At 73.1% G+C, this 23,602-nt stretch carries 18 protein-coding genes; 8 read left to right on the top strand and 10 right to left on the bottom strand.

The genetic code is table 11. The features are described from left to right. Window positions 1–194 precede the first annotated feature (194 nt). From ACFYYB_RS21555 to ACFYYB_RS21540, 4 genes are all read left to right on the top strand, one after another. Complete coding sequence (locus ACFYYB_RS21555) at window positions 195–2,417, top strand: SpoIIE family protein phosphatase (RefSeq protein ID WP_389436829.1); 2,223 nt, start codon at window positions 195–197, stop codon at window positions 2,415–2,417. A gap of 116 nt (window positions 2,418–2,533) precedes the next feature. Next, window positions 2,534–5,362, top strand: coding sequence for a phosphodiester glycosidase family protein (locus tag ACFYYB_RS21550; RefSeq protein WP_389436828.1), 2,829 nt, complete (start codon window positions 2,534–2,536; stop codon window positions 5,360–5,362). Window positions 5,363–5,440: 78 nt separating this feature from the next. Further along, on the top strand, window positions 5,441–5,857 hold the full coding sequence (locus tag ACFYYB_RS21545; protein WP_389436827.1) for a VOC family protein: 417 nt from the start codon (window positions 5,441–5,443) through the stop codon (window positions 5,855–5,857). Window positions 5,858–5,990: 133 nt separating this feature from the next. Next, window positions 5,991–8,381: an ATP-binding cassette domain-containing protein gene (locus ACFYYB_RS21540; RefSeq protein ID WP_389436826.1), complete on the top strand. Its 2,391-nt coding sequence runs from the start codon at window positions 5,991–5,993 to the stop codon at window positions 8,379–8,381. A gap of 114 nt (window positions 8,382–8,495) precedes the next feature. Here ACFYYB_RS21540 and ACFYYB_RS21535 read toward each other — a convergent pair whose 3' ends face one another. The 4 genes from ACFYYB_RS21535 to ACFYYB_RS21520 form a co-directional block, all read right to left on the bottom strand. Continuing rightward, the gene (locus tag ACFYYB_RS21535; protein ID WP_389436825.1) at window positions 8,496–8,636 is read right to left on the bottom strand and encodes a hypothetical protein; all 141 of its coding nucleotides are present in this window, start codon (window positions 8,634–8,636) and stop codon (window positions 8,496–8,498) included. 26 nt (window positions 8,637–8,662) lie between these two features. Next, window positions 8,663–10,657: an ABC transporter permease gene (locus ACFYYB_RS21530; protein ID WP_389436824.1), complete on the bottom strand. Its 1,995-nt coding sequence runs from the start codon at window positions 10,655–10,657 to the stop codon at window positions 8,663–8,665. 155 nt (window positions 10,658–10,812) lie between these two features. After that, the gene (gene modA / locus ACFYYB_RS21525; RefSeq protein ID WP_389436823.1) at window positions 10,813–11,628 is read right to left on the bottom strand and encodes a molybdate ABC transporter substrate-binding protein; all 816 of its coding nucleotides are present in this window, start codon (window positions 11,626–11,628) and stop codon (window positions 10,813–10,815) included. Window positions 11,629–11,752: 124 nt separating this feature from the next. Further along, complete coding sequence (locus ACFYYB_RS21520; protein ID WP_389436822.1) at window positions 11,753–12,148, bottom strand: molybdopterin-binding protein; 396 nt, start codon at window positions 12,146–12,148, stop codon at window positions 11,753–11,755. Between the two features lie 148 nt (window positions 12,149–12,296). On the opposite strand from ACFYYB_RS21520, the gene ACFYYB_RS21515 reads away from it, so the two are divergent. Together ACFYYB_RS21515 and ACFYYB_RS21510 are read left to right on the top strand one after the other, a co-directional pair. Further along, a complete protein-coding gene (locus ACFYYB_RS21515) occupies window positions 12,297–12,686 on the top strand; it encodes an RNA-binding S4 domain-containing protein (RefSeq protein ID WP_274547381.1) in 390 nt (129 codons plus the stop codon). A gap of 543 nt (window positions 12,687–13,229) precedes the next feature. Further along, window positions 13,230–16,292 (top strand): carbohydrate binding domain-containing protein, encoded by a 3,063-nt coding sequence (locus tag ACFYYB_RS21510; RefSeq protein ID WP_389436821.1) that lies wholly within the window; start codon window positions 13,230–13,232, stop codon window positions 16,290–16,292. A gap of 13 nt (window positions 16,293–16,305) precedes the next feature. On the opposite strand, the gene ACFYYB_RS21505 is transcribed toward ACFYYB_RS21510, so the two are convergent. The 4 genes from ACFYYB_RS21505 to ACFYYB_RS21490 all read right to left on the bottom strand — a co-directional run bounded on the left by ACFYYB_RS21505 (window position 16,306) and on the right by ACFYYB_RS21490 (window position 21,246). Beyond that, entirely contained in the window at window positions 16,306–16,977 is a 672-nt protein-coding gene (locus tag ACFYYB_RS21505) for a response regulator (protein WP_389436820.1), read from the bottom strand. Continuing rightward, the gene (locus ACFYYB_RS21500; RefSeq protein ID WP_389436819.1) at window positions 16,974–18,188 is read right to left on the bottom strand and encodes a sensor histidine kinase; all 1,215 of its coding nucleotides are present in this window, start codon (window positions 18,186–18,188) and stop codon (window positions 16,974–16,976) included. The genes ACFYYB_RS21505 and ACFYYB_RS21500 overlap by 4 nt, the downstream gene beginning before the upstream one ends. A 146-nt stretch (window positions 18,189–18,334) precedes the next feature. Next, on the bottom strand, window positions 18,335–20,908 hold the full coding sequence (locus ACFYYB_RS21495; RefSeq protein ID WP_389436818.1) for a plasma-membrane proton-efflux P-type ATPase: 2,574 nt from the start codon (window positions 20,906–20,908) through the stop codon (window positions 18,335–18,337). A gap of 5 nt (window positions 20,909–20,913) precedes the next feature. Next, on the bottom strand, window positions 20,914–21,246 hold the full coding sequence (locus ACFYYB_RS21490; RefSeq protein ID WP_389436817.1) for a hypothetical protein: 333 nt from the start codon (window positions 21,244–21,246) through the stop codon (window positions 20,914–20,916). A 251-nt stretch (window positions 21,247–21,497) separates the two neighbouring features. Here ACFYYB_RS21490 and ACFYYB_RS21485 point away from each other — a divergent pair, with 251 nt between their 5' ends. Then, window positions 21,498–22,124 carry an alpha-ketoglutarate-dependent dioxygenase AlkB gene (locus ACFYYB_RS21485; protein WP_389436816.1) on the top strand — a complete coding sequence of 209 codons (627 nt, stop codon included), beginning with the start codon at window positions 21,498–21,500 and terminating at the stop codon, window positions 22,122–22,124. Window positions 22,125–22,145: 21 nt separating this feature from the next. On the opposite strand, the gene ACFYYB_RS21480 is transcribed toward ACFYYB_RS21485, so the two are convergent. Both ACFYYB_RS21480 and ACFYYB_RS21475 read right to left on the bottom strand, forming a co-directional pair. Next, the gene (locus ACFYYB_RS21480; RefSeq protein WP_389436815.1) at window positions 22,146–22,442 is read right to left on the bottom strand and encodes a YkvA family protein; all 297 of its coding nucleotides are present in this window, start codon (window positions 22,440–22,442) and stop codon (window positions 22,146–22,148) included. Then, window positions 22,442–22,906, bottom strand: coding sequence for a MarR family winged helix-turn-helix transcriptional regulator (locus ACFYYB_RS21475; RefSeq protein ID WP_389436814.1), 465 nt, complete (start codon window positions 22,904–22,906; stop codon window positions 22,442–22,444). Before ACFYYB_RS21475 ends, ACFYYB_RS21480 begins: the two co-directional genes overlap by 1 nt. 121 nt (window positions 22,907–23,027) lie before the next feature. On the opposite strand from ACFYYB_RS21475, the gene ACFYYB_RS21470 reads away from it, so the two are divergent. Beyond that, window positions 23,028–23,600 carry a DoxX family protein gene (locus ACFYYB_RS21470; protein WP_389436813.1) on the top strand — a complete coding sequence of 191 codons (573 nt, stop codon included), beginning with the start codon at window positions 23,028–23,030 and terminating at the stop codon, window positions 23,598–23,600. Window positions 23,601–23,602: the final 2 nt, after the last annotated feature.

Raw genomic sequence — 23,602 nt, 5'->3', positions numbered from 1 at the left:
GCCTTTTTCGCACCGGTTTCGGGCGTCTGGGGAGGCCGCTAGCGCACGTGGGGAGGCGGGAACAGGCCGACACGCCGGATCCCCCCTTCGCGTCCCGTGAACCCGCACCCCTCCCCGTACCACCGGGAGCACGCTCCCGCGGACCGGCGCGGACCGTGCGGGAGTGAGACCCTGAAGGTGTGGCCGAAAGGGGAATGACCCCCCAGGTCGAGTGGCCTGCCCGGACGGACACGAGCCTCGCGCTCAACCACATGGGCACCTTCGACTGGGACCTCGACAGCGGGCAGATGTTTCTGGACACCACCGCCCTCGGGGTCTTCGACCTGCGCCCCGAGGAGTTCACGGGCACCCCCGCCGGCCTGCGCGTCCGCCTCGCGCCCGGCGAGGACGCCCGGCTCGACGCACGCATCGCGCAGGCGCTGAAGGCCGGCCGCAGCCACTACGGGGCCTACGTGCGCAGCCGCGACCGGGACGGGGCCCCGGGCTGGACCCACATCCAGGGCCGCATCCTGCGGGACACGCACGGACGTCCGTACCGGATCATCGGGATCATCCGCGACGCCGTCCACGACCCCGGCGAGCCCGGCGCGGCCGGTGAGCGCGACGAGGGCCGGCGCCGGATGACCGGGGTCGTCGAGCGGACCACGGCGATCCTCGCGCACGCCCGCACGGTCAACGACGTCACCGACGTCCTCAAGGACCCCGAGGCCCTCGGCCATCTCGGCGCGGTCAGCGTCATGCTCGGCGTGGTCGACGGCGGCCGGATCCACCTGGTCGCGGAGGGGCAGATCGGGGCGTACGTACCGGAGACCGAGTACACGCGGATCGACGCACCCCTGCCGATGAGCGAGGCGGTACGGACACTGCGGCCGGTGTACCTCGGCTCCCGCGAGGAGTTCCAGCACCGCTATCCGGAGCTGTGGCCGTACATCGAGCCGCTGGCCGTCCGCAGCGGGGTCTACCTGCCGCTGATCGCCCAGGGCAGGCCCGTCGGCGCCCTCGGACTGCTCTACGCGCGGGAGGGCGACTTCAACGCCGAGGAACGCAACGTGCTCATGGCGCTGGGCAGCGGCATCGCCCAGAGCCTCCAGCGGGCCATCCTCTTCGAGCAGGAGCACGACCTCGCCGAGGGCCTCCAGAAGGCCATGCTGCCGCGCCGCATCCCGGACGTGGCGGGTGCGGTGATCGCCGTGCGGTACCGGGCCGCGCGGATGGGGCGGGACATCGGCGGCGACTGGTACGACGTGGTGCCGCTCGGCGAGGGCCGGGTCGGCGTGATGATCGGCGACGTGGAGGGCCACGACACGGACGCCGCCGCCGTCATGGGCCAGCTGCGCATCGCCCTGCGCGCGTACATCGCCGAGGGACACACCCCCGGCGCGGCCATGGCGCGGGCCTCGGCCTTCCTGCGGGACCTGGAGACGGAACGCTTCGCCACGTGCACGTACGCCGACATCGACCTCACCAGCGGCATGGCCCGGATGGTCCGCGCCGGGCACCTCGACCCCGTGGTGCGGCGCGGCGACGGCAGTTGCCACCGGGTGCAGGTGGCGGGCGGGCTGCCGCTGGGGCTGCCGGCGCGCGAGCCGGACGCGCCGGGTGCGGGTGGCTCCGGTGCGGGTAGGGCCGGGACCCCGGGTGCTTCCGCCGCCGCGGACGCCGCCGGTGCGGGATACCCCGTCACCAGCCTCGAACTGCACCCCGGGGACACCCTGCTGCTGTGCACGGACGGGCTGACCGAACGTCCGGGCCGGGATCCCGACACGGGTGTGCGCGAGCTCATGGAGGCGGTCCGGGACGGCCCGGCGGACGTGGAGGAACTCGCCGACGTGCTGTGCGACCTGGTCGGGGACTCGGGCGGCGGCGACGACATGGCCCTGCTCCTGCTGCGCCGGCGCGGCACCCCGCTCCCGCGCGGCGGCGGCCCGCTGCGGCACCGCCTCACCCCGGGCGACCCGGACGCCCCGGCGCTGGCCCGCCACCTGATCCGGGCGGCCGCCGCGGCGTGGGGCGCCTGGGACCAGGCCGACGAGATAGAGCTGGCCGCGGACGAGCTGATGACCAACGCACTGGTCCACACGGACGGAGTCGGCGCCGTCAGCATGCGGCTGACCCCGGCGGGCCGGATCCGGATCGAGGTGGAGGACACCAGCAGCGCCCTGCCGCGGCGGCGGGAGGCCGACGACTGGGCGGTGTCGGGGCGCGGCCTGATGCTGGTGGACCGGCTCGCGGACGCCTGGGGCGTGGAGCCGCGGGGCGGCGGGAAGTGCGTGTGGTGCGAGTTCGCCGTCCAGGCGCCGGCCGTCCCCGATCCCGAGGTCCGGGCTCCGGGCGACCAGGATCCCGCGCGCCGGGATGCCGCCGACGAGGATCCCGCGCGCCGGGATGCCGCCGACCAGGATTCCGGGGCCGGGTAGGCGGGGCCCGCAGGTGCGGGCGGTGAACCACCCCGGTGCGGGCGAATGGCTGACAGTCACCGGACTCGCGCTGTGTTCATGTGCTCATATGCACGGAGCTGGTCGATCCTGCCTGGATGTCCCCCCTGCGTCCCGTGCGTCCCCTGCGTCCCGTGCACCGCCTGCGCCCCCCGGGCCCGCTGTCGCCCGGCCCGCTGTCGGCCCTGCTCACGGTGCTGCTGCTCGTGGCCCCGGCGCCCCAGCCGGCAAGCGCCTCCGGGAGCGGCGGGGGAGAGGGGATCGAGACGGCCCGTACCGCCCGGCAGATCGCCCCCGGGGTACGGCTGGAGTCGTACGACCGGCTCGAAGCCGACCGGTGGCTGCGCATCGACGAACTCGACGTGCAGCTGGCGGGCGCCGGCTCCGGTGTGCGTGCGGAGTACCTCGGCGGCCGGGGCGTCGCCACCGTCTCCGACTCCGCGGCCCGTCACCCCGCCGGGCCGGGCCGCCGTGTGGTCGCCGCCGTGAACGGGGACTTCTTCGACATCCGGGGTACGGGCGCCCCGCTCGGCCCCGGCATCGGCGCCGGACGGCTGCTGCACGCGGCCTCGGGAGACGCCGGACAGGCCGTCGGCTTCGGCGCCGACGGGCCGGGCCGTGTCCTGCGCCTGGCCCTGGGCGGGAGCGTCACCCTGCCCGGCGGAGCGGTCCGCCCGCTCGCCGGTTTCAACACCGCGCGCCCGCCCGCCGAGGGCTTCGCCGCCTACACCGCCGACTGGCCGGCGGACGGACTCCCCGCGACCGGACCGGCGGTGGAGCTGCGCGACGGCCGGGTCACGGCCGTGCGCGCGGCGGTACGGCGGCCCGCGCGCCGGGAGCGTCCCGCACCCGGAACCACCGTGCTGGTCGCGGCGGGCGCGGCGGCGCCGGAACTCGCCGCCCTGCGCCCCGGGGACGCGGTCGCCGTGGCGGCCCGGCCGGTGGCCGCCGGGGGCGGGCCGCTCCCCGTAAACGCGGTCGGCGGCCGGGAGGTGCTCGTGGTGGCCGGGGTTCCGCAGAACCACGACGGCGAGCCCAACAACGCGGCCGCGCCGCGCACCGCCGTCGGCTTCTCCCGCGACGGCCGCCGGGCCCGCCTGGTCACCGTCGACGGCCGCCAGCGCGACAGCGGAGGCCTGACCCTGACGGCGCTCGGCCGGCTGATGCACCGGCTCGGCGCCCACGACGCCCTCAACCTGGACGGCGGCGGCTCCTCGACCCTGCTCGCCGCGCTCGCCGGGCAGGCGGCGCCGACCGTGGAGAACTCCCCGTCCGACGGCCGCCAGCGCCCGGTCCCCAACGGCCTGGCCCTGACCGCGCCGGCCGGGGACGGCCGCGCCGCCGGCTACCGGATCGAGCCCGTCGGCGGCGCCGCGCGCGCCTTCCCCGGCCTGGCCCGGACCCTCGGGGCCACCCCGTACGACGCGCACCTCGGTCCGGTGCCCGCACGGGAGAACGCGACGCCGGGCTGGTCCCTCCCGCGGGGCCGGGGCCGGATCGATCCCGGCGGGATCCTGCGCGCGTCGGGCCCCGGCCCGGTGGAGGTACGGGCACGCCTCGGAGCGGCGAGCGGGACGCTCCGCGTCGACGTGCTCGGCGCCCCGACCCGGATCCGCGCGGTTCCGGACCGCATCGGGCTCGCCGAGGCGGGCGAGACCGCGCGCTTCGTCCTGACCGGCTACGACGCGCAGGGCGCCGCCGCCGTGGTCGAACCCCGGGACGTGGAGCTCGACTTCGACCGTTCCCGCTGGAGGGTGGCCGACGACGGGCGCGGCGCGTTCACGGTGACGGCCCGCGTCCCGAACGCGACGAGCCAACTCCGCGCCACGGTACGAAGCACCGCGGGCGCAGCGGCTGCCGCACCCGTCTCCGGTGCCGCCCCGGCCCCGGCACCCGCCCCGGCCCTACTGGCCCTCGGGGTGGGCCTGTCGGACGTGCCGCTCGCGGATCTGGAGGACGCCACCCGCTGGACCGGCCCCGGGGCCGCGCCCGGGCAGGGCCGTCCCGGCCGGGGGCTCGTCCTCACACCGCCCGCCGGGGGAGGGACCGCCGCAGGGACCGCGCCCCGGCCCCTTCGGGTCCCCGAACTGGCCCGGTCGTTGTCCCTCTGGGTGAACGGTGACGGCTCCGGGACCCGGCCCGCGGTGGAACTCGCCGACGGCGACGGGGCCGCCGCGGTCCTGCGCGGGCCCGCGGTGGACTGGACCGGCTGGCGGGAGATCAGCCTGCCGCTCCCGGCGATGGCGGAGCGCCCCTTCACCGTGACCCGGCTCTCGGCCACCGCCCCCGCACCCGCCCGCGCCAAGGCCCCGGCCAGGGCGGGCGTCGTACCGCGGCTGGTGCTGGACGGTCTGGTGGCCGCGACGCCGCCGACCGGGGTGGTTCGTACGGGCGGTGTGCCGGATCCGATCGTGGCCACGGCGGCACGGGTGGATTCACGGCCCTGGCGGTTCGCGGTCGGCCCCGCCGGTGCGCGGCAGGCCGCGGCCTCCGTCGCCGCCGTCGACTTCGCGCTGACCGGCGTCGGCCGCCCGGCCTTCGTGCACCGGGGCGTACGGTTCCTCCCGCTCGGCTCCACGCGCCCCACCCTCGCCGGCGGCGGGCTGGAGCGGATCACGGCCTTGCGCGCGGCCCTCGCGGCGGCCTCCCGGGAGCAGGGCACCGGCGCGGTGGCCGTCGTAGAGCCGTACGCGCCCCAGGCCGTCGACCGCAAGGAGGCCGCCCTGCGGCTGCGGCTCCTGGCGGAGTTCCGCCGGGCCACCGGCAAGCGGGCCGTGGTCATCACGGTCGGCGCGCCCCGCTTCGCGGCCGGCCGTGCGGAGGGCGTGCTCACCGTCGCGGCCCCGCGCACCGGCCGCACCGTGATCGGCGCCGACGCCTTCGCGGCGGGCGACTGGCTCTCCGTACTCCCGGCCGGCGGCCGGTGAACCCGGCAGGGGGCATCCCGTGGAACCCGTCAGGAATGGAGAAGCCCCCGCCGGCCCCCCGCCCGTAGCGTGAAACCCATGGACATCAGCCTTGCGCAGTGCTTCATCGCCGTCGACGACCACGACACGGCGCTCCCCTTCTACCGGGACGTCCTCGGGCTGGAGGTCCGGGGCGACGTCGGCTTCGGGGGGATGCGCTGGGTGACCCTCGGTTCGCCCGCGCAGCCGGATGTGGACATCGTCCTCGAACCGCCCGTCGCGAACCCGAACGCCTCGTCCGCCGACCGCGAGGCCATGGCGGAACTGCTGGCCAAGGGCCTGCTGCGCGGTGTCATCTTCGCCACCGAGGACTGCGACGCCACCTTCGACCGCATCCGGGCCGCCGGCGCCGAGGTGCTCCAGGAGCCGATCGACCAGCCGTACGGTGTCCGGGACTGCGCCTTCCGCGACCCGGCCGGCAACATGCTCCGGTTCCACCAGCCCCGCACGCACTGAGATCCACCGCACCTCTTACCTGGCGCCGCTCACCGACGACACCGCCGATCGGGTAGACAGGAAGGCGTTGCCGCGACCGCGCGGGCGACGCCGGCCCGACCCGGCGGCGCCGGCCGAACAGTATGGAGACACGATGAGCAAGGTCACGAGGACGGGCGCGCAGTCACCCGAGCCGCACGCCGCCGACGTCCACGACCTGATCCGCGTACACGGCGCGCGGGTGAACAACCTCAAGGACGTCAGCGTCGAGATCCCCAAGCGCCGGCTCACGGTCTTCACCGGCGTGTCCGGCTCGGGCAAGAGCTCCCTGGTGTTCGACACCATCGCCGCCGAATCGCAGCGGCTGATCAACGAGACCTACAGCGCCTTCCTCCAGGGCTTCATGCCGACCCTGGCCCGGCCCGAGGTGGACGTGCTCGACGGGCTGACCACCGTGATCACCGTCGACCAGCAGCGGATGGGCTCCGACCCCCGCTCCACGGTGGGCACCGCCACCGACGCGAACGCGATGCTGCGCATCCTCTTCAGCCGGCTCGGAAAGCCGCACATCGGCTCGCCCAAGGCCTTCTCCTTCAACGTGGCCTCGATCAGCGGGGCCGGCGCGGTCACCATGGAGCGCGCCGGGCAGACCGTGAAGGAGAAGCGCACCTTCAGCATCACCGGCGGCATGTGCCCGCGCTGCGAGGGCCGGGGCTCGGTCAACGACATCGACCTCACCGCGCTGTACGACGACACCAAGTCCCTCAGCGAGGGCGCCCTCACCATCCCCGGCTACACGATGGAGGGCTGGTACGGCCGCATCTTCAGCGGCTCCGGCTTCTTCGACATGGACAAGCCGATCCGCAAGTACACCAAGCGCGAGCTGAGCGACCTGCTCCACAAGGAGCCGACGAAGATCAAGGTCGAGGGGATCAACCTCACCTACGAGGGCATCATCCCGAAGCTCCAGAAGTCGATGCTGTCGAAGGACGTGGAGGCGCTGCAGCCGCACATCCGGGCGTTCGTGAAGCGTGCGGTGACCTTCACCGTCTGTCCCGACTGCGAGGGCACCCGGCTCAGCGCGGGGGCGCGGTCCTCGAAGATCAAGAAGATCAGCATCGCCGACGCCTGCGCGATGCAGATCAGCGACCTGGCCAAGTGGGTCCGCGACCTCGACGAGCCCTCGGTGGCCCCGCTCCTGGCCACGCTGCGCCAGACCCTGGACTCGTTCGTGGAGATCGGGCTGGGCTACCTGTCCCTGGACCGGCCCTCGGGCACGCTGTCGGGCGGCGAGGCCCAGCGCGTCAAGATGATCAGGCACCTCGGCTCCTCGCTCACCGACGTCACCTACGTGTTCGACGAGCCCACCGTCGGCTTGCACCCCCACGACATCCAGCAGATGAACCGGCTCCTGCTGCGGCTGCGCGACAAGGGCAACACGGTGCTCGTCGTGGAGCACAAGCCGGAGACGATCGCGATCGCCGACCACGTCGTCGACCTCGGCCCCGGCGCGGGCCAGGGCGGCGGCACCATCTGCTTCGAGGGCACCGTCGAGGGGCTGCGGGCGGGCGACACCATCACGGGCCGGCACTTCGGAGACCGCGCGAGCCTGAAGGAAACGGTGCGCGAGCCCGACGGGAAGCTGGAGATCCGCGGCGCGAAGACGCACAACCTGCGGGGCGTCGACGTCGACGTACCGCTCGGGGTGCTCGTCGTGGTCACCGGCGTGGCGGGCTCCGGCAAGAGCTCGCTCGTGCACGGTTCGATCCCCGCGAGCGAGGGTGTCATCTCGGTGGACCAGGGCGCGATCCGCGGTTCCCGGCGGAGCAACCCGGCGACGTACACGGGCCTGCTCGAGCCGATCCGCAAGGCCTTCGCCAAGGCCAACGGCGTGAAGCCGGCCCTCTTCAGCGCCAACTCCGAGGGCGCCTGCCCCGGCTGCAACGGTGCGGGGGTCGTCTACACCGACCTGGCGATCATGGCCGGCGTCTCGACCATCTGCGAGGAGTGCGACGGCAAGCGCTTCCACGCCTCGGTCCTGGAACACCACCTCGGCGGCCGCGACATCAGCGAGGTCCTCGCGATGCCGGTCACCGAGGCCGCCGAGTTCTTCGGCGAGGGCGAGGCGCGCACCCCGGCCGCGCACAAGATCCTGGAGCGGCTGGCGGACGTCGGGCTGGGCTACCTCAGCCTCGGGCAGCCGCTGACCACCCTCTCCGGGGGCGAGCGGCAGCGGCTCAAGCTGGCCACGCACATGGGGGAGAAGGGCGGGGTCTACGTACTCGACGAGCCGACCGCGGGCCTGCACCTCGCCGACGTCGAGCAGCTCCTCGGCCTCCTCGACCGGCTCGTCGACTCCGGCAAGTCGGTGATCGTGGTCGAACACCACCAGGCGGTCATGGCGCACGCCGACTGGATCATCGACCTCGGCCCCGGCGCCGGTCACGACGGCGGCCGGATCGTCTTCGAGGGCACTCCGGCCGCCCTCGTCGAAGGCCGCGCCACCCTCACCGGCGAGCACCTCGCGACCTACGTGGGCGCCTGAGCGCGTCCGCCGGCAGGTTCCCCGTCGCTCCGGCGGGGAACCTGCCCCCGTGGCGGACGCTCCGAGGCCCTTCCGGACCGGGTCGGCCGAGCCCACCCGGTCCGGAAGGACGGCTCAGACCGTGACGGGCACATCGACGGCCGGGAAGTCGACTCCGGTACGGGCCACGGAGTCGAAGCAGTTCGTGAAGACGGTCAGGGCCACGGCGCCGATGATCTCCCCGTCCCCGTCCCCGTCCCCGACCTCGGCGCACACGTCGCCCGGACCGGGGTAGGGGCCGCTCAGAGGCTCACGACGGTGACCTCGGTCGCCTTCACGCTGGTCCACACCGCGGCGCCGTCGACGATGCCCAGTTCCGCGGCGGCCTCGGGAGTGATCTCCGCGACCAGGTCGGGTGCCTGGTCCGAGCCGACCAGTACGCGCAGCCGGCTGCCGACCGCGGTGATCTCTCGTACGGTGCCGGGCCATACGTTACGAGGGCTGCCGCCCGGGCGGTCCCGGTGCACGGACACCGCCTCGGGGGCGATGATCGCGAGCGCCTGCGTCCCTTCGGGCAGCGCCTCGGCCACCACCAGGCGCCCCCCGCCGGCGAGTTCCAGACCGTCGGCCGAGGACGTGCCGGGCCAGGCGTTGCGCCCCAGCATCCGGGCCACCCACGGAGACCGCGGGTGCCGGGTCACCTCGGACGGCGGGGCGTCCTGCAGGGTCCGCCCGTCGGAGAGTACGAGGACCCGGTCGGCCAGGGACACCGCCTCGACGGGGTCGTGCGTGACGATCAGGCAGACCCCGCCGAAGCCGGCCAGATGGGTGCGCAGGGTGTGCCGGACATGGGCGCGGGTGGTCTGGTCGAGGGCGGCGAGGGGTTCGTCGAGCAGGAGCAGCCGGGGCCGGGCGGCCAGCGCGCGGGCCAGCGCCACCCGCTGGGCCTGCCCGCCGGAGAGCTGGGCGGGCTTGCGGTGGGCGAGGTGTCCGACGCCGAGCCGGTCCAGCCAGGCCTGCGCCTCCGCCCGGGCCGCGGCCCGGGGCACCCGGCGGGCGCGCAGCCCGTACGAGGTGTTGGCGAGCGCACTCAGGTGCGGGAACAGCGCCCCGTCCTGGGGGACCCAGGCGACCTGGCGCCGGTGCGGGGGCAGGTCGGTCACGTCGGCGTCGCCGAGGCGGAGTTCCGCGTGGGCGCGGGGGGTGAGCCCGAGCAGGGCCCGGAGGAGGGTGGTCTTGCCCGCGCCGTTCTCGCCGACGACGGCGATGGTGGTGCCGGGTTCGGCGTCGAGGATGAGCTCGTTGAAACCGGTGACGCTGGCGTGCAGCGGCCAGTGCCCGCCGTCGGCCGGCGCCTCGGGGGAGACCGACGTCCCGGGGGAACCCGGAACCCCGGGGGCGCCCGGAACCGCGGACGGTACGGGGACCACCGGGACCACGGGGGCCGGGCCGGCGGTCTCCTCGGAGTCCACCGGCGCGCCGGACTCCCCGCGGGCGGCGGGGGTTCCCGTCCACCGCCCGCGCAGGGCGACGAGTACGGCCATGGCGATCGCGAGCAGCAGCAGGGACACGGAGGTGGCGGCCTCGGGCTGGTCCTGGAGCAGCAGGTAGACCTGGAGCGGCAGGGTCTGGGTGGTGCCCGGGAGGTTGCCCGCGAAGGTGATGGTGGCACCGAACTCGCCGAGCGCCCGGGCCCAGGTCAGCGCGGCTCCGGCGATCAGGCCCGGGGCCACCATCGGCAGCGTCACGGTGAAGAACACGCGCAGCGGCGTGGAACCCAGGGAGGCGGCGGTCTCCTCGTAGCTCGGCTTGAGCCCGCCGAGCGCGCCCTCCAGGCTGATCACGAGGAAGGGCATCGCGACGAAGGTGGCCGCGATGACCGCGCCGGAGGTGTGGAAGGGCAGCGTGATGCCGAAGGTGCCCTCCAGCCAGGGTCCGAGCAGCCCGCGCCGGCCGAAACCGAGCAGCAGGGCGACACCGCCGACCGTGGGCGGCAGCACCATGGGGAGCAGGACCAGCGAGCGCACGAGCGCCTTGCCCTTGAACTCGACGCGGGCCAGCAGCCAGGCCAGCGGCACCCCGAGGAGGAGGGAGAGGCCGAGGGCCCACAGGGACACGACGAGCGAGAGCCGGAGCGCCTCGACCACACCGGGGCTGGTGAGGTGCGCGCCGAGATCGCGCCACTGGGTGCGGCTGAGGATGCCGACGAGCGGCATCAGCAGGAACGCCACGGCGAGCAGCGCGGGGAGCGCCAGAGCCACGGGAGGCCGGGCGCGGCGGGTACGGAGTCTGCTCATGTGGGTTCCTGGCCGGGGATGTCGGGACGTCGCCGGGGCGAGGTCGGGACGCCCGGGCCGCGTGTGAAGGGTAATGCGCGGACGGCGAACGGAGGGGGACCGCCCGTCCCCCCGGACCGGGCGGTCCCCCTCCGTTCGCCGCTGCCGGCAGGCGGTTACGGCTTCTGGAAGCCCGCGTCCTGAAGGATCTTCTGAGCCTCCGGGGTGCTCAGCCACGCCACGAACGCGGCCGCGGCCTCGGCGTTCTTGGAACCCTTGAGCGAGGCGGCCGGGTACGAGGCCACGGCGTTCTCGGCGTCCGGGATCTCCACGACGGCGACCTTGTCACCGGACTTGAGGGTGTCGGTCTTGTAGACGAGACCGGCGTCGGCCTCGCCCAGCTCGACCTTGCTCAGCACGGCGCGGACGTTGGGCTCCTGGGAGACCGGCTTCACCTCGATCTTCTGCGCGTCGAGGATCTGCTTGCTGTAGCGGCCGACCGGAACCTCGGGCGCGGCCAGTACGACCTTGATCTTGGTGTCGGCGAGGTCCTTGAGGCCGGCGATCTTGAACGGGTTGCCCTTGCCGGTGGCGATGACCAGACGGTTCTTGGCGATGATCGCCGGGTCGTTGGTCTCGCCCAGCAGGCCCGTCATGGTCTTGGTGTCGGCGGTGACCAGAGCGTCGGCCGGGGCACCCTGCTTGACCTGGGCGGCGAGCTCCTGCGAACCCGCGAAGGAGAAAGTGATCTTGGTGCCGGGGTGTGCCTTCTCGTACGCCGCGCCGGCGGTCTTGAACACGTCGGTGAGGGAGGCCGCGGCCAGCACCGTCAGGTTCGCGGCCTTGGGCTCGGCGGACGCGGAGGCGCTCGGGGAGGCGGCCGTGTCCTTCTTGTCGTCGCCGCTGCCGCAGGCGGCGAGCGCCGGCACGAGCAGGGCGGCGGAGAGGGTGAGCGCGGCGGTGCGGCGGTTCAGGGGCAGGAACGGGGACATGAGCTGGTGCTCCTCGGTGGGGTCGGCGGCCGGCCTGGTGCCGGATCCGCGCGGTGGTGACCCGCGCCGGTGACGGGCGGAGCGGGTGGGGGCGCGTCGTACTGAGCGGTTGTGCGGAGCGGGGTCAGGCGCGGTCGATGTGCACGCTGGTCGACTTCACGCGGGCGGTGGCCCGCATGCCGACCCGCAGGCCGAGTTCGTCGACCGCCTCCCGGGTCAGCAGGGAGACCAGGCGGTGGGGACCGGCCTGGATCTCGACCTGGGCGGCCACGTTGCCGAGCTTGACGGCGGTGACGATGCCCGGGAAGGCGTTGCGGGCCGAGGTGTAGGTCTCGCCCTCCTCGGCGTGGGCCCCCTGGCCCACCTCGACGGAGAAGGCGGCCAGGGCGCGACCGTCGATCAGCCGGCGACCGCTCTCGTCGCGATGGGTCGCGACACGGCCGGCGTCGGCCCAGCGGCGGGCGGTGTCGGGGCTGACGCCGAGAAGGCGGGCCGCCTGACCGATGGTGTAGGACTGCATGTGCGACAAGGTAGGTGCACGTGTGCGGCATTTGCAATTCCATTGGGATGATATCCATGGCAGGTGCCAACTCGTTGTCGGAACTGCCAAAAGCCGCTCCGTTTCCGAGGGCTCGGCCCGGCCCGGCTCGTCTCGCTAGAGTCGGTGCATGGCTGAAGAGGGAACCGCGGGTGCGGGGTCGGCGCGGGTCGACGTGTGGATCTGGTCGGTCCGGCTGACGAAGACGCGCGCGATCGCCGCCACGGCGTGCCGGGCGGGACACGTGCGGGTCAATGGGGAGCGCGCGAAGCCGGCCCAGGCGGTGCGGGCCGGGGACGAGGTGCGCCTGTTCCACGCGGGGCGCGAGCGCATCGTGGTGGTCCGGCGCCCGGTCTCCAAGCGGGTCGGAGCCCCGGCCGCCGCGGAATGCCTGACGGACAACAGCCCGCCGCCGCCGACCCCGGTGGAGGCGGCGGTGGTCGGCATCCGCGACCGCGGCGCGGGCCGCCCGACGAAGCGCGAACGCCGCGAGATCGAAACCCTGCGCGGCGGCCGGTAGGGCGGCAGCGGGCGTACGGCCTGCCCCGGAGGCCTCGGAGGCCTCGGAGGCCCCCGGCCGGTCGCCGCTGGTCCCGGCCGGTCTCGGTCGGGACCTGCTGGTACCCGCTGGTGTCCGCCGGCCCTGGTCGGTCTCCGCGGCTCCCGGTCAATCCCCGGTCCGTACCCGCTGGTCCCCGGTCTGCCCTAGTCCGTACCTGGCGGTCCCCGGTCCGTACCCGCCGGCCCCCGGCCGGCCCCAGTCCGTCCCCGTCGGTCTCGGCGGCACCCAGAGGTGCCCGGTCCGGGCCGGCTCCGTCGGTGTATCGGCGCCGGTTGTGTCGACTTATCCATATCCCCGCGCGGCCGCCGTTGCGCCTCGCACCGCGCTCGCTCGCCCACCCGCCCGGGGAAAATTTCTGCAAGCCATTGCACCGCTTCTCCCCCTAAAGGGTCCATGAGGGCTGCCCCGATGTGCGCGGTGGCGAGATTTCCCGTTCACGAGGGCTTCACGTGCTGGTGACAGCCCGCTAACCTCCCCGCAAAACCTTGCGGCAAGTTTTCAATGCCGCGGAGCCGCAGGGCTGTTGGGCCCCGCTTCGAGGAGCAGACCTTGAGATCACGTACGCGCTCACATCCCAGAGGGCGGTCCACCGCCCTGGCCCTGGCCGTCGCGGGGAGTCTGGCGGCCGCGCTGCCGGCCGCCGGGGCCTCGCTCGCCGAGGCGGCTCCCGCCGCCGTGACGGCGGTCGGCGACGGCACGGCGACGGTCTTCTACTACACCAAGACCCGCAACTGGACTGCCTACAAACTGCATTGGGCACCCGACGGCGGTAGCTGGACCACCGTGCCCGGCACCGGGATGGAAGCCGCCTGTACCGACTGGGTGAAGAAGACCGTCAGCCTCGGCTCGGCCGCCGGCCTTCAGGCGACCTTCAACAACGGCCAGGGGACCTGGGACAACAACGGGGGCAAGAACTACGCCCTGGGCACCGGGGTCATCACCGTCAAGGACGGGGTCGTGGCGCACAGCGACCCCTGCGCCGCGGACCCGGGCGGCGGCACGGGCACCGGCGCGAGCGCCACCGTCTACTACGCGACGGCGACCGTCGGCTGGCCGACCGTCAATCTGCACTGGGCGCCGACCGGCGGCGCCTGGACCACCGTCCCCGGCACCGGAATGGACCCGGCCTGCACGGGCTGGGTGAAGAAGACGGTGTCGCTCGGCTCGGCCGCCGGCCTCGCAGCGACCTTCAACAACGGCAACGGCACCTGGGACAACAACAACGGCAGGAACTACGCCCTCGGCACGGGTTTGTCCACGGTGAAGGACACCACGGTCACCGCGAACGCCGCGGACCCGTGCGCCGCCGCCGTCCCCGACACCACCGCGCCCACCGTGCCCGCCGGCCTCCGGGCGGCCGCGACCGACGTGTCCACCGTCGTGACCTGGGACGCCGCCACGGACGACCGGGGAGTGACCGGCTACCAGGTCACCCGCTCGGGCGGCACCAAGGGCACCGTGGTCACCTCGGTCGCCTCCACGGTCCTCACCGAATCCAACCTGGAGGAGCGCACCGCCTACACCTACACGGTCAAGGCGGTGGACGCGGCCGGGAACACCTCCGCCTCCTCGGCCTCGGCCGTCGCCACCACCGGAACCCGGCCCCCGGCCCCCGCCGGATCCGCGCCGCTGGGCGGAGACCCGCGCAAGGACCCGATCTACTTCGTCCTCACCGCCCGCTTCAACGACGGTGACGGCGCCAACAACCGGGGCGGCAGCCAGGACGTGAAGTCCGGGAACGCCGCCAACAACGACCCCATGTTCAGGGGAGACTTCAAGGGTCTGGTCGAGAAGCTCGACTACGTCAAAGCCCTCGGCTTCTCCGCGATCTGGATCACCCCGGTCGTCCTGAACCGCTCGGACTACGACTACCACGGCTATCACGGCTACGACTTCTACAAGGTCGACCCCCGCCTGGAATCGGCGGGCGCCTCCTATCAGGACCTCATCAACGCCGCCCACGCCAAGGGCGTCAAGATCTACCAGGACGTGGTCTACAACCACAGTTCCCGCTGGGGCGCCAAGGGCCTGTTCACCCCCACCGTCTACGGCGTGCGCGACGCGCAGTGGTCCTGGTACTACGACGAGAAGCAGGCCGGCTTCGAGTACGACGGCCTCACCGTGGACCCCAAGAGCGGAAAGTCGTACTACAACGGCGACTTGTGGTCGACCGCCGAGCCGTCCGGCAACACCTGCGTCAACTGGGGCGTGGCCACGCAGTACAAGAGCGCCGAGGGCTACACCATCTACAACTGCCAATGGCCCAATCCCACCTCGGGCATGTTCCCCAAGGCCCTGTTCCACCAGTGCTGGATCGGCAACTGGGAGGGTGAGGACGCCCGTTCCTGCTGGATCCACGAGGACCTGGCCGACTTCAACACCGAGAACGCGGCCGTCCAGAACTACCTCATAGGCGCCTACAACAAGTACATCGACATGGGCGTCGACGGCTTCCGCGTGGACACGGCCGTGCACATTCCCCGCGTCACCTGGAACCGCCGCTTCCTGCCCGCCATCCAGCAGCGCGTGGCCCAGCAGTTCGGCGCCCAGAAGGCTCAGGACTTCTACGTGTTCGGCGAAGTCGGCTCCTTCGTGAACGACAAGTGGAACCGGGGCTCGGCCAACCAGTCGGCCCAGTACTACACCTGGAAGGAATCGGCGACGTACAGCGCGGACGACGCCACCGCCGCCGTCCAGCAGTACACGACCGACAACGATCCGGCGAAGCAGCCGACCAGCACCAACGCCTTCCTCGACGGGAACCTCTACCACGCCCCCGACCACAGCAAGTTCTCCGGCATGAACGTCATCGACATGCGCATGCACATGAACTTCGGCGACGCGAACAACGCCTTCCAGAACGGCAAGGGCTCCGACGACAGCTACAACGACGCCACCTACAACGTCGTCTACGTGGACAGCCACGACTTCGGCCCCGGAAAGTCGTCCACCCGCTATGCGGGCGGCACCGACGCCTGGGCCGAGAACATGGCCCTGATGTGGACCTTCCGCGGCATCCCGACCCTGTACTACGGCTCCGAGACCGAGTTCCAGGCCGGCAAGCAGATCGACTGCGGCCCGACCTGCCCGCTCGCCGGCACCGGCCGCGCGTACTACGGGGACAAGATCGCGGGGTCGGTCACCGCCTCCGGCTTCTCGAAGGTCGCCACGGCCACCGGGCCGGTCGCCACGACCCTCGAAGCTCCCCTGGTGAAGCACCTCCAGCGGCTGAACGAGATCCGCCGCGCCGTGCCCGCGCTCCAGATGGGCCAGTACTCCACCGAGGGCGTCTCGGGGGGCATGGCCTTCAAGCGCCGCTACACCGACGCCGCCACCGGAGTGGACAGCTTCGCCCTGGTGGCCGTCACCGGCGCCGCGACGTACACGGGCGTACCCAACGGCACGTACAAGGACGCCGTCACCGGCGACGTGAGGACCGTCTCCAACGGCACCCTGTCCGTCCCGGCCCCCGGCAAGGGCAACCTGCGGGTCTACGTGCTCGACCTGGGCGGCGGCAACGCCGCCCCCGGCAAGGTGGGCGCCGCCGGCCCCTACCTGAAGTAGCGTCGCCGCCCGGTCACCGGAGGAGACCGGTCAGGAGCTCGCGCTGGTCGTTGGCGAGGAGGGCGAGCTGCGTGCGGTTGGCGAGGCCGCACTTGTGCAGGGCACGGGAGAGATGGGTCTTGACCGTGCCCTCCGCGAGGCCGAGCCGCTCGGCGATCTCCCGGTTGCCGAGCCCGTCGGCGAGCGCGACCACACAGCGCAGCTCGCCCTGGGAGAGGCTGTGGACCCGTGCCATGACCTCGGGCGTCGGCGCCGGGTGGTGGTGGCTGGCGAACCGGCTCATGACGGTGGTGATCACGTCGGGGCTGAGCACGGCGCGGTGTCCGGCGGCGCTGCGGACCGCCTCGCGCATCTCCGCGCCCGAGGCGGTCTTCAGCAGGTAGCCGTCGGCGCCCGCCCGCCAGACCCGGGCCACCTGTTCCTCGTCCGCGATCGTCGTCAGGATGAGGATGCCGAGGCCCGGGTGGCTCTCGCGCAGCAGCCGGGCGGTCTCGGCGCCGTCCGGGCCGCCCGGCATGGCCAGGTCGAGGAGGACGACGTCGGGGGAGCGGGCCGCGACGACCTCCACGGCCTCGGAACCCGAACCGGCCTCGCCCACGACCTCGATCTCGTCCGGGACGGCGAGGATGGTGCGCAGTCCCGCGCGGATGACGTCCTCGTCATCGGTGATCACGATACGGATCACTGCTCTGCTCCTTCGGGTGAGTGGGGGACGTGGGCGCGCAGCAGGTAGCCGCCGCCCCGGAGCGCCTCGTCGGCCCCGGAATCCGTACCGGCACCGGAATCGTGATCCGCCTCGGCGGGGCCGTCGACCGGCCCCGCCTCGAGCCCGCCGCCCAGCGACTCCAGCCGGCCGCGGAGCCCGGCCTGCCCGAGGCCGGTACCCGGCGCGAGCGACCGTACGGGCGCCCCCGGCGGCCCGTTGCGGACGTCGAGCGTCCAGCCGGACGGGTCCGTGCGCAGCGCCAGCCGCACGGCCGAACCGGGCGCGTACCGCAGGATGTTGGTCAGCCCCTCGGTGACCACCCGGCGGGCGGCCTCCCGATGGGCCGCGGGCAGTCGCCCGAAGCCCTCGGCGAACCCGTCCGCGAGCCGTACGTCGACCCCCGCCGCCCTGACACTGTCGAGCGAGCGGCTCAGGGCGTCCAGTCCGGCGGCGCCGTCCGGGGCCTTCGTGTCCAGCTCGCGCAGCCGGAGCACGGCGGTCATGCCCCGCAGATGGTCCGACGCGGCCCCGCACTGCCGCTGCGCCGCGTCCAGCAGCCCGTCGGCCGCCGGGTCCCACCCGCCCACGGAGCTCCGTAGCGATTCGACCAGGATGTTCAGCAGGGCCACGTCATGGCCCAGCAGATCGTGGAACTCCCGTACGAGCCTGCGCCGTTCGGAGTTGACCGCCTCGGCCGCCCGCTCCCGGGCCACCTCTTGGAGGTGGGCCCGCTCCGCCAGGTGCCGGCTGCGGGTCACGCCCACCACGCTCGTCAGGGCCACGGTGGAGGCCAGCAGGGCCAGGCTGGAGGGAGAGCTCTCGTGGACCAGGGGCGGGCCCGAGCCCAGCGCGTTGAGCGTGATGAGCTCGGCGGTGGCAGCCACGCCGAACCCGTAGGCGTAGAGGATGCGTTGGTGGCGGCCGGCGGCGTAGGCGAGGAAGAAGAGGGCGATGAACTTCGCGCTGAGGGCGGTCGCGGCCAGGACCACGAGGGCGGCGAGCGGGAAGCGGGTCCGGCGCCACAGCAGCGCGGCGCAGGAAACGAGGATCCCCAGCCAGCGCAGCACGGGGTGGCTGGCCCAGGACTGGTGCGCGACCTCGGCGTACACCTCGAAGGGGACGGTGATCAGCAGGCACGTCACGGCGGCGGCCCGGTCCCAGGCGGCGGGACCCCAGGAGTTCCACCTCATGTCCTGCTCCCTCCTCACCTGCTGATACGTCGTTGGATCGTGTACGAGCACCCTGCCATCGGCAGGGAGCCCGGCCCGGCGCGCGACACGGCGCGCGTCCCGCCCGGAACCGGACCGGGAGGGACGCGCGCGGGGCGCAGGCCGTGTCAGTGGGCGGCGGACCGGACGCCGGGGCGGCGGTCCAAGAACCAGTGGGCGGCGAGCTTGAGCTGGTCCTCCAGGAGGAAGCAGCAGATCGCGTAGCCCCAGACCGCGGCGGCCCAGCCCCAGCCGAGCGGGGTCATTCCGACGCCGAACACGGTGACGAGGGTGGCGATGGTCTGGGCGACGGCGACCGCGATGACCAAGGGCTTGGCCGGGGCCGGGGAGGTCCAGAACCGGCCCCGGGTGCGGGTCACGAAGATGGTCAGCTGCCCGGAGACCGACAGGCTCAGGTAGACGAGGGAGTGGATCAGTCCGTCGCTCAGGTGGAAGACCTCCCGGCCGAGGACGAAGAGCAGGAAGGTTTCGGCGACGCCGACCGCTCCCAGCACCGTGGCCACGGTCAGCACGCTGCGCATGTCCCAGGTCACGGGCTTGTGGGAGCCGCGGACCTTGTCGTAGGCGATCGTCAGGATCGCACCGTCGTTCAGCAGAGCCAGCAGGACGATCATCATCGCGGTGACCGGGAAGAAGTTGTACGCGACGATCGTCAGGGTGATCAGGCCGAGCACCCGGATGGTCTCCGTGATGCGGTAGGTGGCGTAGTTGACCATCCGCTGGATGATCTCCCGGGCCTGGCTGATCGCGTGGGAGATGACCGACAGGCCGGGGGTCAGCAGCACCACGTCGGCGGCGGCCCGGGCGGCGTCCGTGGCGTCGGCTACGGCGATGCCGGCGTCGGCCTGCTTGAGCGCCGGGGCGTCGTTGACCCCGTCGCCCGTCATGCCGACGATGTGGCCGCGCTCCTGGAGCATCTTGACGATGCGGTACTTGTGCTCGGGGAAGACCTGCGCGAATCCGTCCGACATCTCGACGAGTTCGGCGAGCTCCGCCTCCGGACGGCTGTCGTCCAGCGCGTGGGTGTTCAGGATGTTGTCGCCCATCCCGATCTGACGGGCCAGCTCCCGGCTGATGGCGACCTGGTCGCCGGTGACCATCTTCACCGAGACGCCCAGTTCGTTCGCCGCGGCCACGGTGTCCGCGGTGTCCTCGCGCGGCGGATCGGCCAGCGGCAGGATGCCGAGCAGGCGCCAGGCCCCCGACTCGTCGGTACGGGCCACGCCCAGGGAGCGGAAGCCGCGGGCCGCGAAGGAGTCGGCGATGGCGGCGACGTGCGCCGCGGACGGGTCCCCGTCGCACAGCCGGGCGATGACCTGGGGAGCTCCCTTGCTCACGTGGTACGCGCCCGGCGCCGGGCCGGGACCGGGGCCGAAGCCGACGGTGGCTTCGGTGCGCTTGGTGACCGGGTCGAAGGGGACGAAGTCGGTGACCGGCAGGCCGTGCGCCCAGCCGGTGCCGGAGCCGGAGTCGGTGCCGGGGTCGGTCAGCCGGTCGGCGGCGGTGGAGATCACGATCCGGTCGATCGGGTCGCCGTTCTCGGCGCGGGAGGCCAGGGCGGCTGAGCCGAGCAGGTCGGCCTGGTCGATGCCGTCCGGGACCCAGGGGTCCAGGATCGCGAGGCGGTTCTCGGTCAGGGTGCCCGTCTTGTCGGAGCACAGGATGTCGATGCTGCCCAGTTCCTCGACGGCGGGCAGGTTCGAGACGACGGCGCCGCGCTTGGCGAGGTTGCGGGCACCGACCGCGAGCGTCACGGACATGACGGCGGGCAGGGCTACGGGCACGGAGGCGATGACGACGACGAGCGCGAACTCCAGGACGGAGAGCACCGGGTTGCCGCGGGCCACCGAGACGATGACGGTGAGGGTGACCAGGGCGACGGCCAGCAGGATCAGGTAATTGCCGATCTTCAGGACGGCCTGCTGGAGGTGGCTGACGGAACCGGCCTCGCCCACGAGGGCGGTGGTCTTCCCGAAGAAGCTGTTCGTACCGGTGCCCTCGACCACGGCGTCGGTCTCACCGCGGACGATGACCGATCCGGAGTACAGGGTCTCGCCGCGGCCCCGCTCGACGGGCAGGGATTCGCCGGTCAGGGCGGCTTGGTCGACTTCGAGGGTGCCCGAGCCGAGGGCCCGTACGTCGGCCGGGACGACGTCCCCGAGCCGGACCCGGACGATGTCGCCCGGAACCAGTTCGCGGACGGCCTCCGTGCGCCAGACCCCGTCGCGCAGGACGCGGGCCTCGGTGGCGAGGCGCTGCTTGAGGGCGGCGATGGCGTTGGCGGCCTCGTGCTCCTCCATGAAGGCGACCAGGCCGTTGACGACGAGCAGGACGCCGATGATGGCCACGTCGACCCAGTGCTGGACGGCGATCGAGAGGATCAGCGCGGTCTCGATCATCCAGGGGATGGGGGCCCAGAAATAGCCGAGGAACTCCCGCAGGGGGTTCTTGTGTTCCTCGGCGATCTCGTTCGGGCCGTGCTCCCGCAGGAGGCGGTGTGCCTCGGCGGTGGTGAGCCCGTCCGGCCATGAGGCCGGGGGCTCGAAATCCTCGGGCTCCTCGGGTGCGCCGGGATCGGTCGGCCCGGTGGCGGCGCCGGTGGCCGGTCCCGCGGGTGCTCCGGTGGTCGCGGTGAGGGCCGCGGGTGTGGCGGGGACGGTGGGGACGGTGTCGGTGCTCATGGCGGTCACTTGCCTCCGTGCAGCAGGGAGACGAAGGAGGGGATCTCCATCGGGCGGGCCCCGCTGGTCATCGCCCTGTGTGCGTGCGAGACCGTGCCGGCCCGCAGGATGCGGATGACGTGGCTGCCGCACGCGGCGCACTCGGAGCGGGTCAGCGGGGAGGGCACCCGGTCGCCGTCCACCGTGCAGAGCGTGCGCTGGACGCCGGTGCCGTCGATGTAGTGCTGGACGTCGTACCGCTTCTCCCAGCCGAAGCCGCAGTCGAGGCAGCTGAAGGCGTAGGCCTCGTGGAGGACTTCGGGAACGGTGTGGGAGGTGAATTCGTCGATCGCGCTCATCGCGTGTTCCTCGTGACCGGTGGTGGACTTCTCGTCCGCAGGTGCTGCGGTGCCAGGGGGTCGGTGCCCGGTCTCTCACTCCGACCTCTTCCAGGAAACGACCATCGAATGCCCTGTTGGGGCGGTGAACGACCCTTGTTTCGGGGCCTGGGCCCCGCCCTCCCGGGCCGATTCGTAAGCGAAAGTGAGCGAAAGTGAGCGAGCCTCTCCGCTCTCGCGCATGTGTTCGAATGTCGCGTTATCCTGGATCCATGCACGCACTCCAGGGCTCGCTCTTCGATCAGGGCGATGAGATCCGGCTCGGCCCGCCGGTGGGAATCCGGCGCACCGAGCTGGGTGCCGGGGCCTGGGTCGATCACCTGCCGGGCTGGCTGACCGGCGCCGACGCGCTGTTCGAACGGCTCGCGGCGGACGTCCCGTGGCACGCCGAGCGGAGGCAGATGTACGAGCGGGAGGTGGCGGTCCCGCGGCTGCTCGCGCACTACGGCGAGGCGGCCCCGCTGCCGCACCCCGCCCTCACCGAGGCGCGGGACGTGCTGAGCCGTCACTACGCCCCCGAGCTGGGCGAGCCCTTCGCCACGGCGGGCCTGTGCCTCTACCGCGACGGGCGCGACAGCGTCGCCTGGCACGGCGACCGGACCGGCCGCTCCGCCACCGAGGACACGATGGTCGCCATCCTCTCGGTCGGCGACCCCCGCGACCTGGCGCTGCGGCCCCGCGATGGCGGCCCCACCCTGCTCCGCCTGCCCCTGGGCCACGGCGACCTGGTGGTGATGGGCGGCTCCTGCCAGCGGACGATGGAGCACGCCGTCCCGAAGACGGCCCGCCCCGTCGGCCCCCGCATCAGCGTGCAGTTCCGCCCGCGCGGGGTGAGCTGAGCCGACGGCCGCCGAAGGCCCCTAAGCCGCGTCGAGTTCCTTGGGCGGGCGGGCCGCCGAGGCCGCCGCGTGGAGGGAGCGCAGGGCCAGGAGCAGGACGCCGATGTCGTCCAGGTAGACAGGGTCGGGGATCAGGTCCACCGGGGAGACCGTGTACGCCACGGCGACCCAGAACAGGGCCTTGTCGCGCAGGGGGATGCCCGCGTCGCGCAGGAGCTTGCGGGCCGCGAAGACCCGTACGAGGAGCACGGCCGCGGTGACCGCCAGGCCGGCCGCCACCACCCCCGCCACGACGAGCCAGACCGTCGTCGCGTCCATCAGGCGCCCTGGGGCCGCAGCCGGCGGCTGACCTCGCCGAGCCCGTCCGCGAGCGCGTCGAGCTGCTCGGGGGTGAGGACGTCCACCAGGATCTCCCGCACCGTGGTCACGTGCCCCGGCGCGGCTTCCGTCAGCCGGGCGCGGCCCGCCTCGGTGAGGACGGCGTAGATCCCGCGGACGTCGGACGGGCAGGTGCGGCGGCGGACCAGTCCCGCCTTCTCCATCTGTGTGACCTGGTAGGACAGGCCGCTCTTGGAGTTGACGAGCCCGTTGGCGAGTTCCGTCATGCGCAGCTCGCCCTCCGGCGCCCTGGCGAGCCGTACGAGGATCTCGTACTGCGGGTGCGAGAGTCCGGAGTCGTCCTTGAGCTGCTGATCGAGGCGGCGGCCGACCAGGGCGGAAGCGGCCAGGAACCCCTGCCAGGCGCGCATTTCGCGGTCGTCCAGCCATTTCGTTTCAGCCATGGATCCAGGCTACACGTGCCGTTCCAATTTGAACCGGCGGTGGATGCGGGGTTAGGGTCACAGCATCGTTCGAATTTGAACAACCTGCCCCTCGGGCCGCCCGACCGGAAGGACCCCCCCCATGACCAGCCCCTCCGTCACCACGCCGAAGCCGCGAGCCGGCGAGCAGGCCGCGCCCCTCGCGCGCGCCTCTGCCGCCGCGCTGTCCACCCCCGCCCACGACGTCGGCCTGCTCCTCCTGCGCGTGGTCCTCGGTCTGACCATGGCCGGCCACGGCGTCCAGAAGCTCTTCGGCTGGTTCGGCGGCGGCGGCATCAGCGGCACCGGCCAGTTCTTCACCGCCAGCGGATACCCGGCGGGCGACGCCATGGCCGTCCTTGCCGGCCTGACCGAAACCCTCGGCGGGCTCGGCCTCGTGCTCGGGCTGCTCACGCCGCTGGCGGGTGCCGCCCTGGTCGGAACCATGATCAACGCGATCGCGGTGAAGGGCACCGGCTCCTTCTTCGCCCCGCAGGGCGTCGAGTACGAGCTCCTGCTCACCGCCGGCGCCGCCGCCCTCGCGCTCACCGGGCCCGGCCGGTACGCCGTCGACCGCTTCCTGCCCGTCCTGCGCGGCCACCGCCTCGCCCACGGCGCCCTCGCGGTCGGCCTCGGCGTCGTCATCGCGGGCGTGCTGCTCCTCGTGAGGAACTGAGG

This window comes from Streptomyces sp. NPDC002886, assembly GCF_042888445.1.
Classification (GTDB): Bacteria; Actinomycetota; Actinomycetes; order Streptomycetales; family Streptomycetaceae; genus Streptomyces.
The sequence above is the reverse complement of the archived record's forward strand: the minus strand, read 5'-3'. Positions and strand labels throughout refer to the sequence as shown.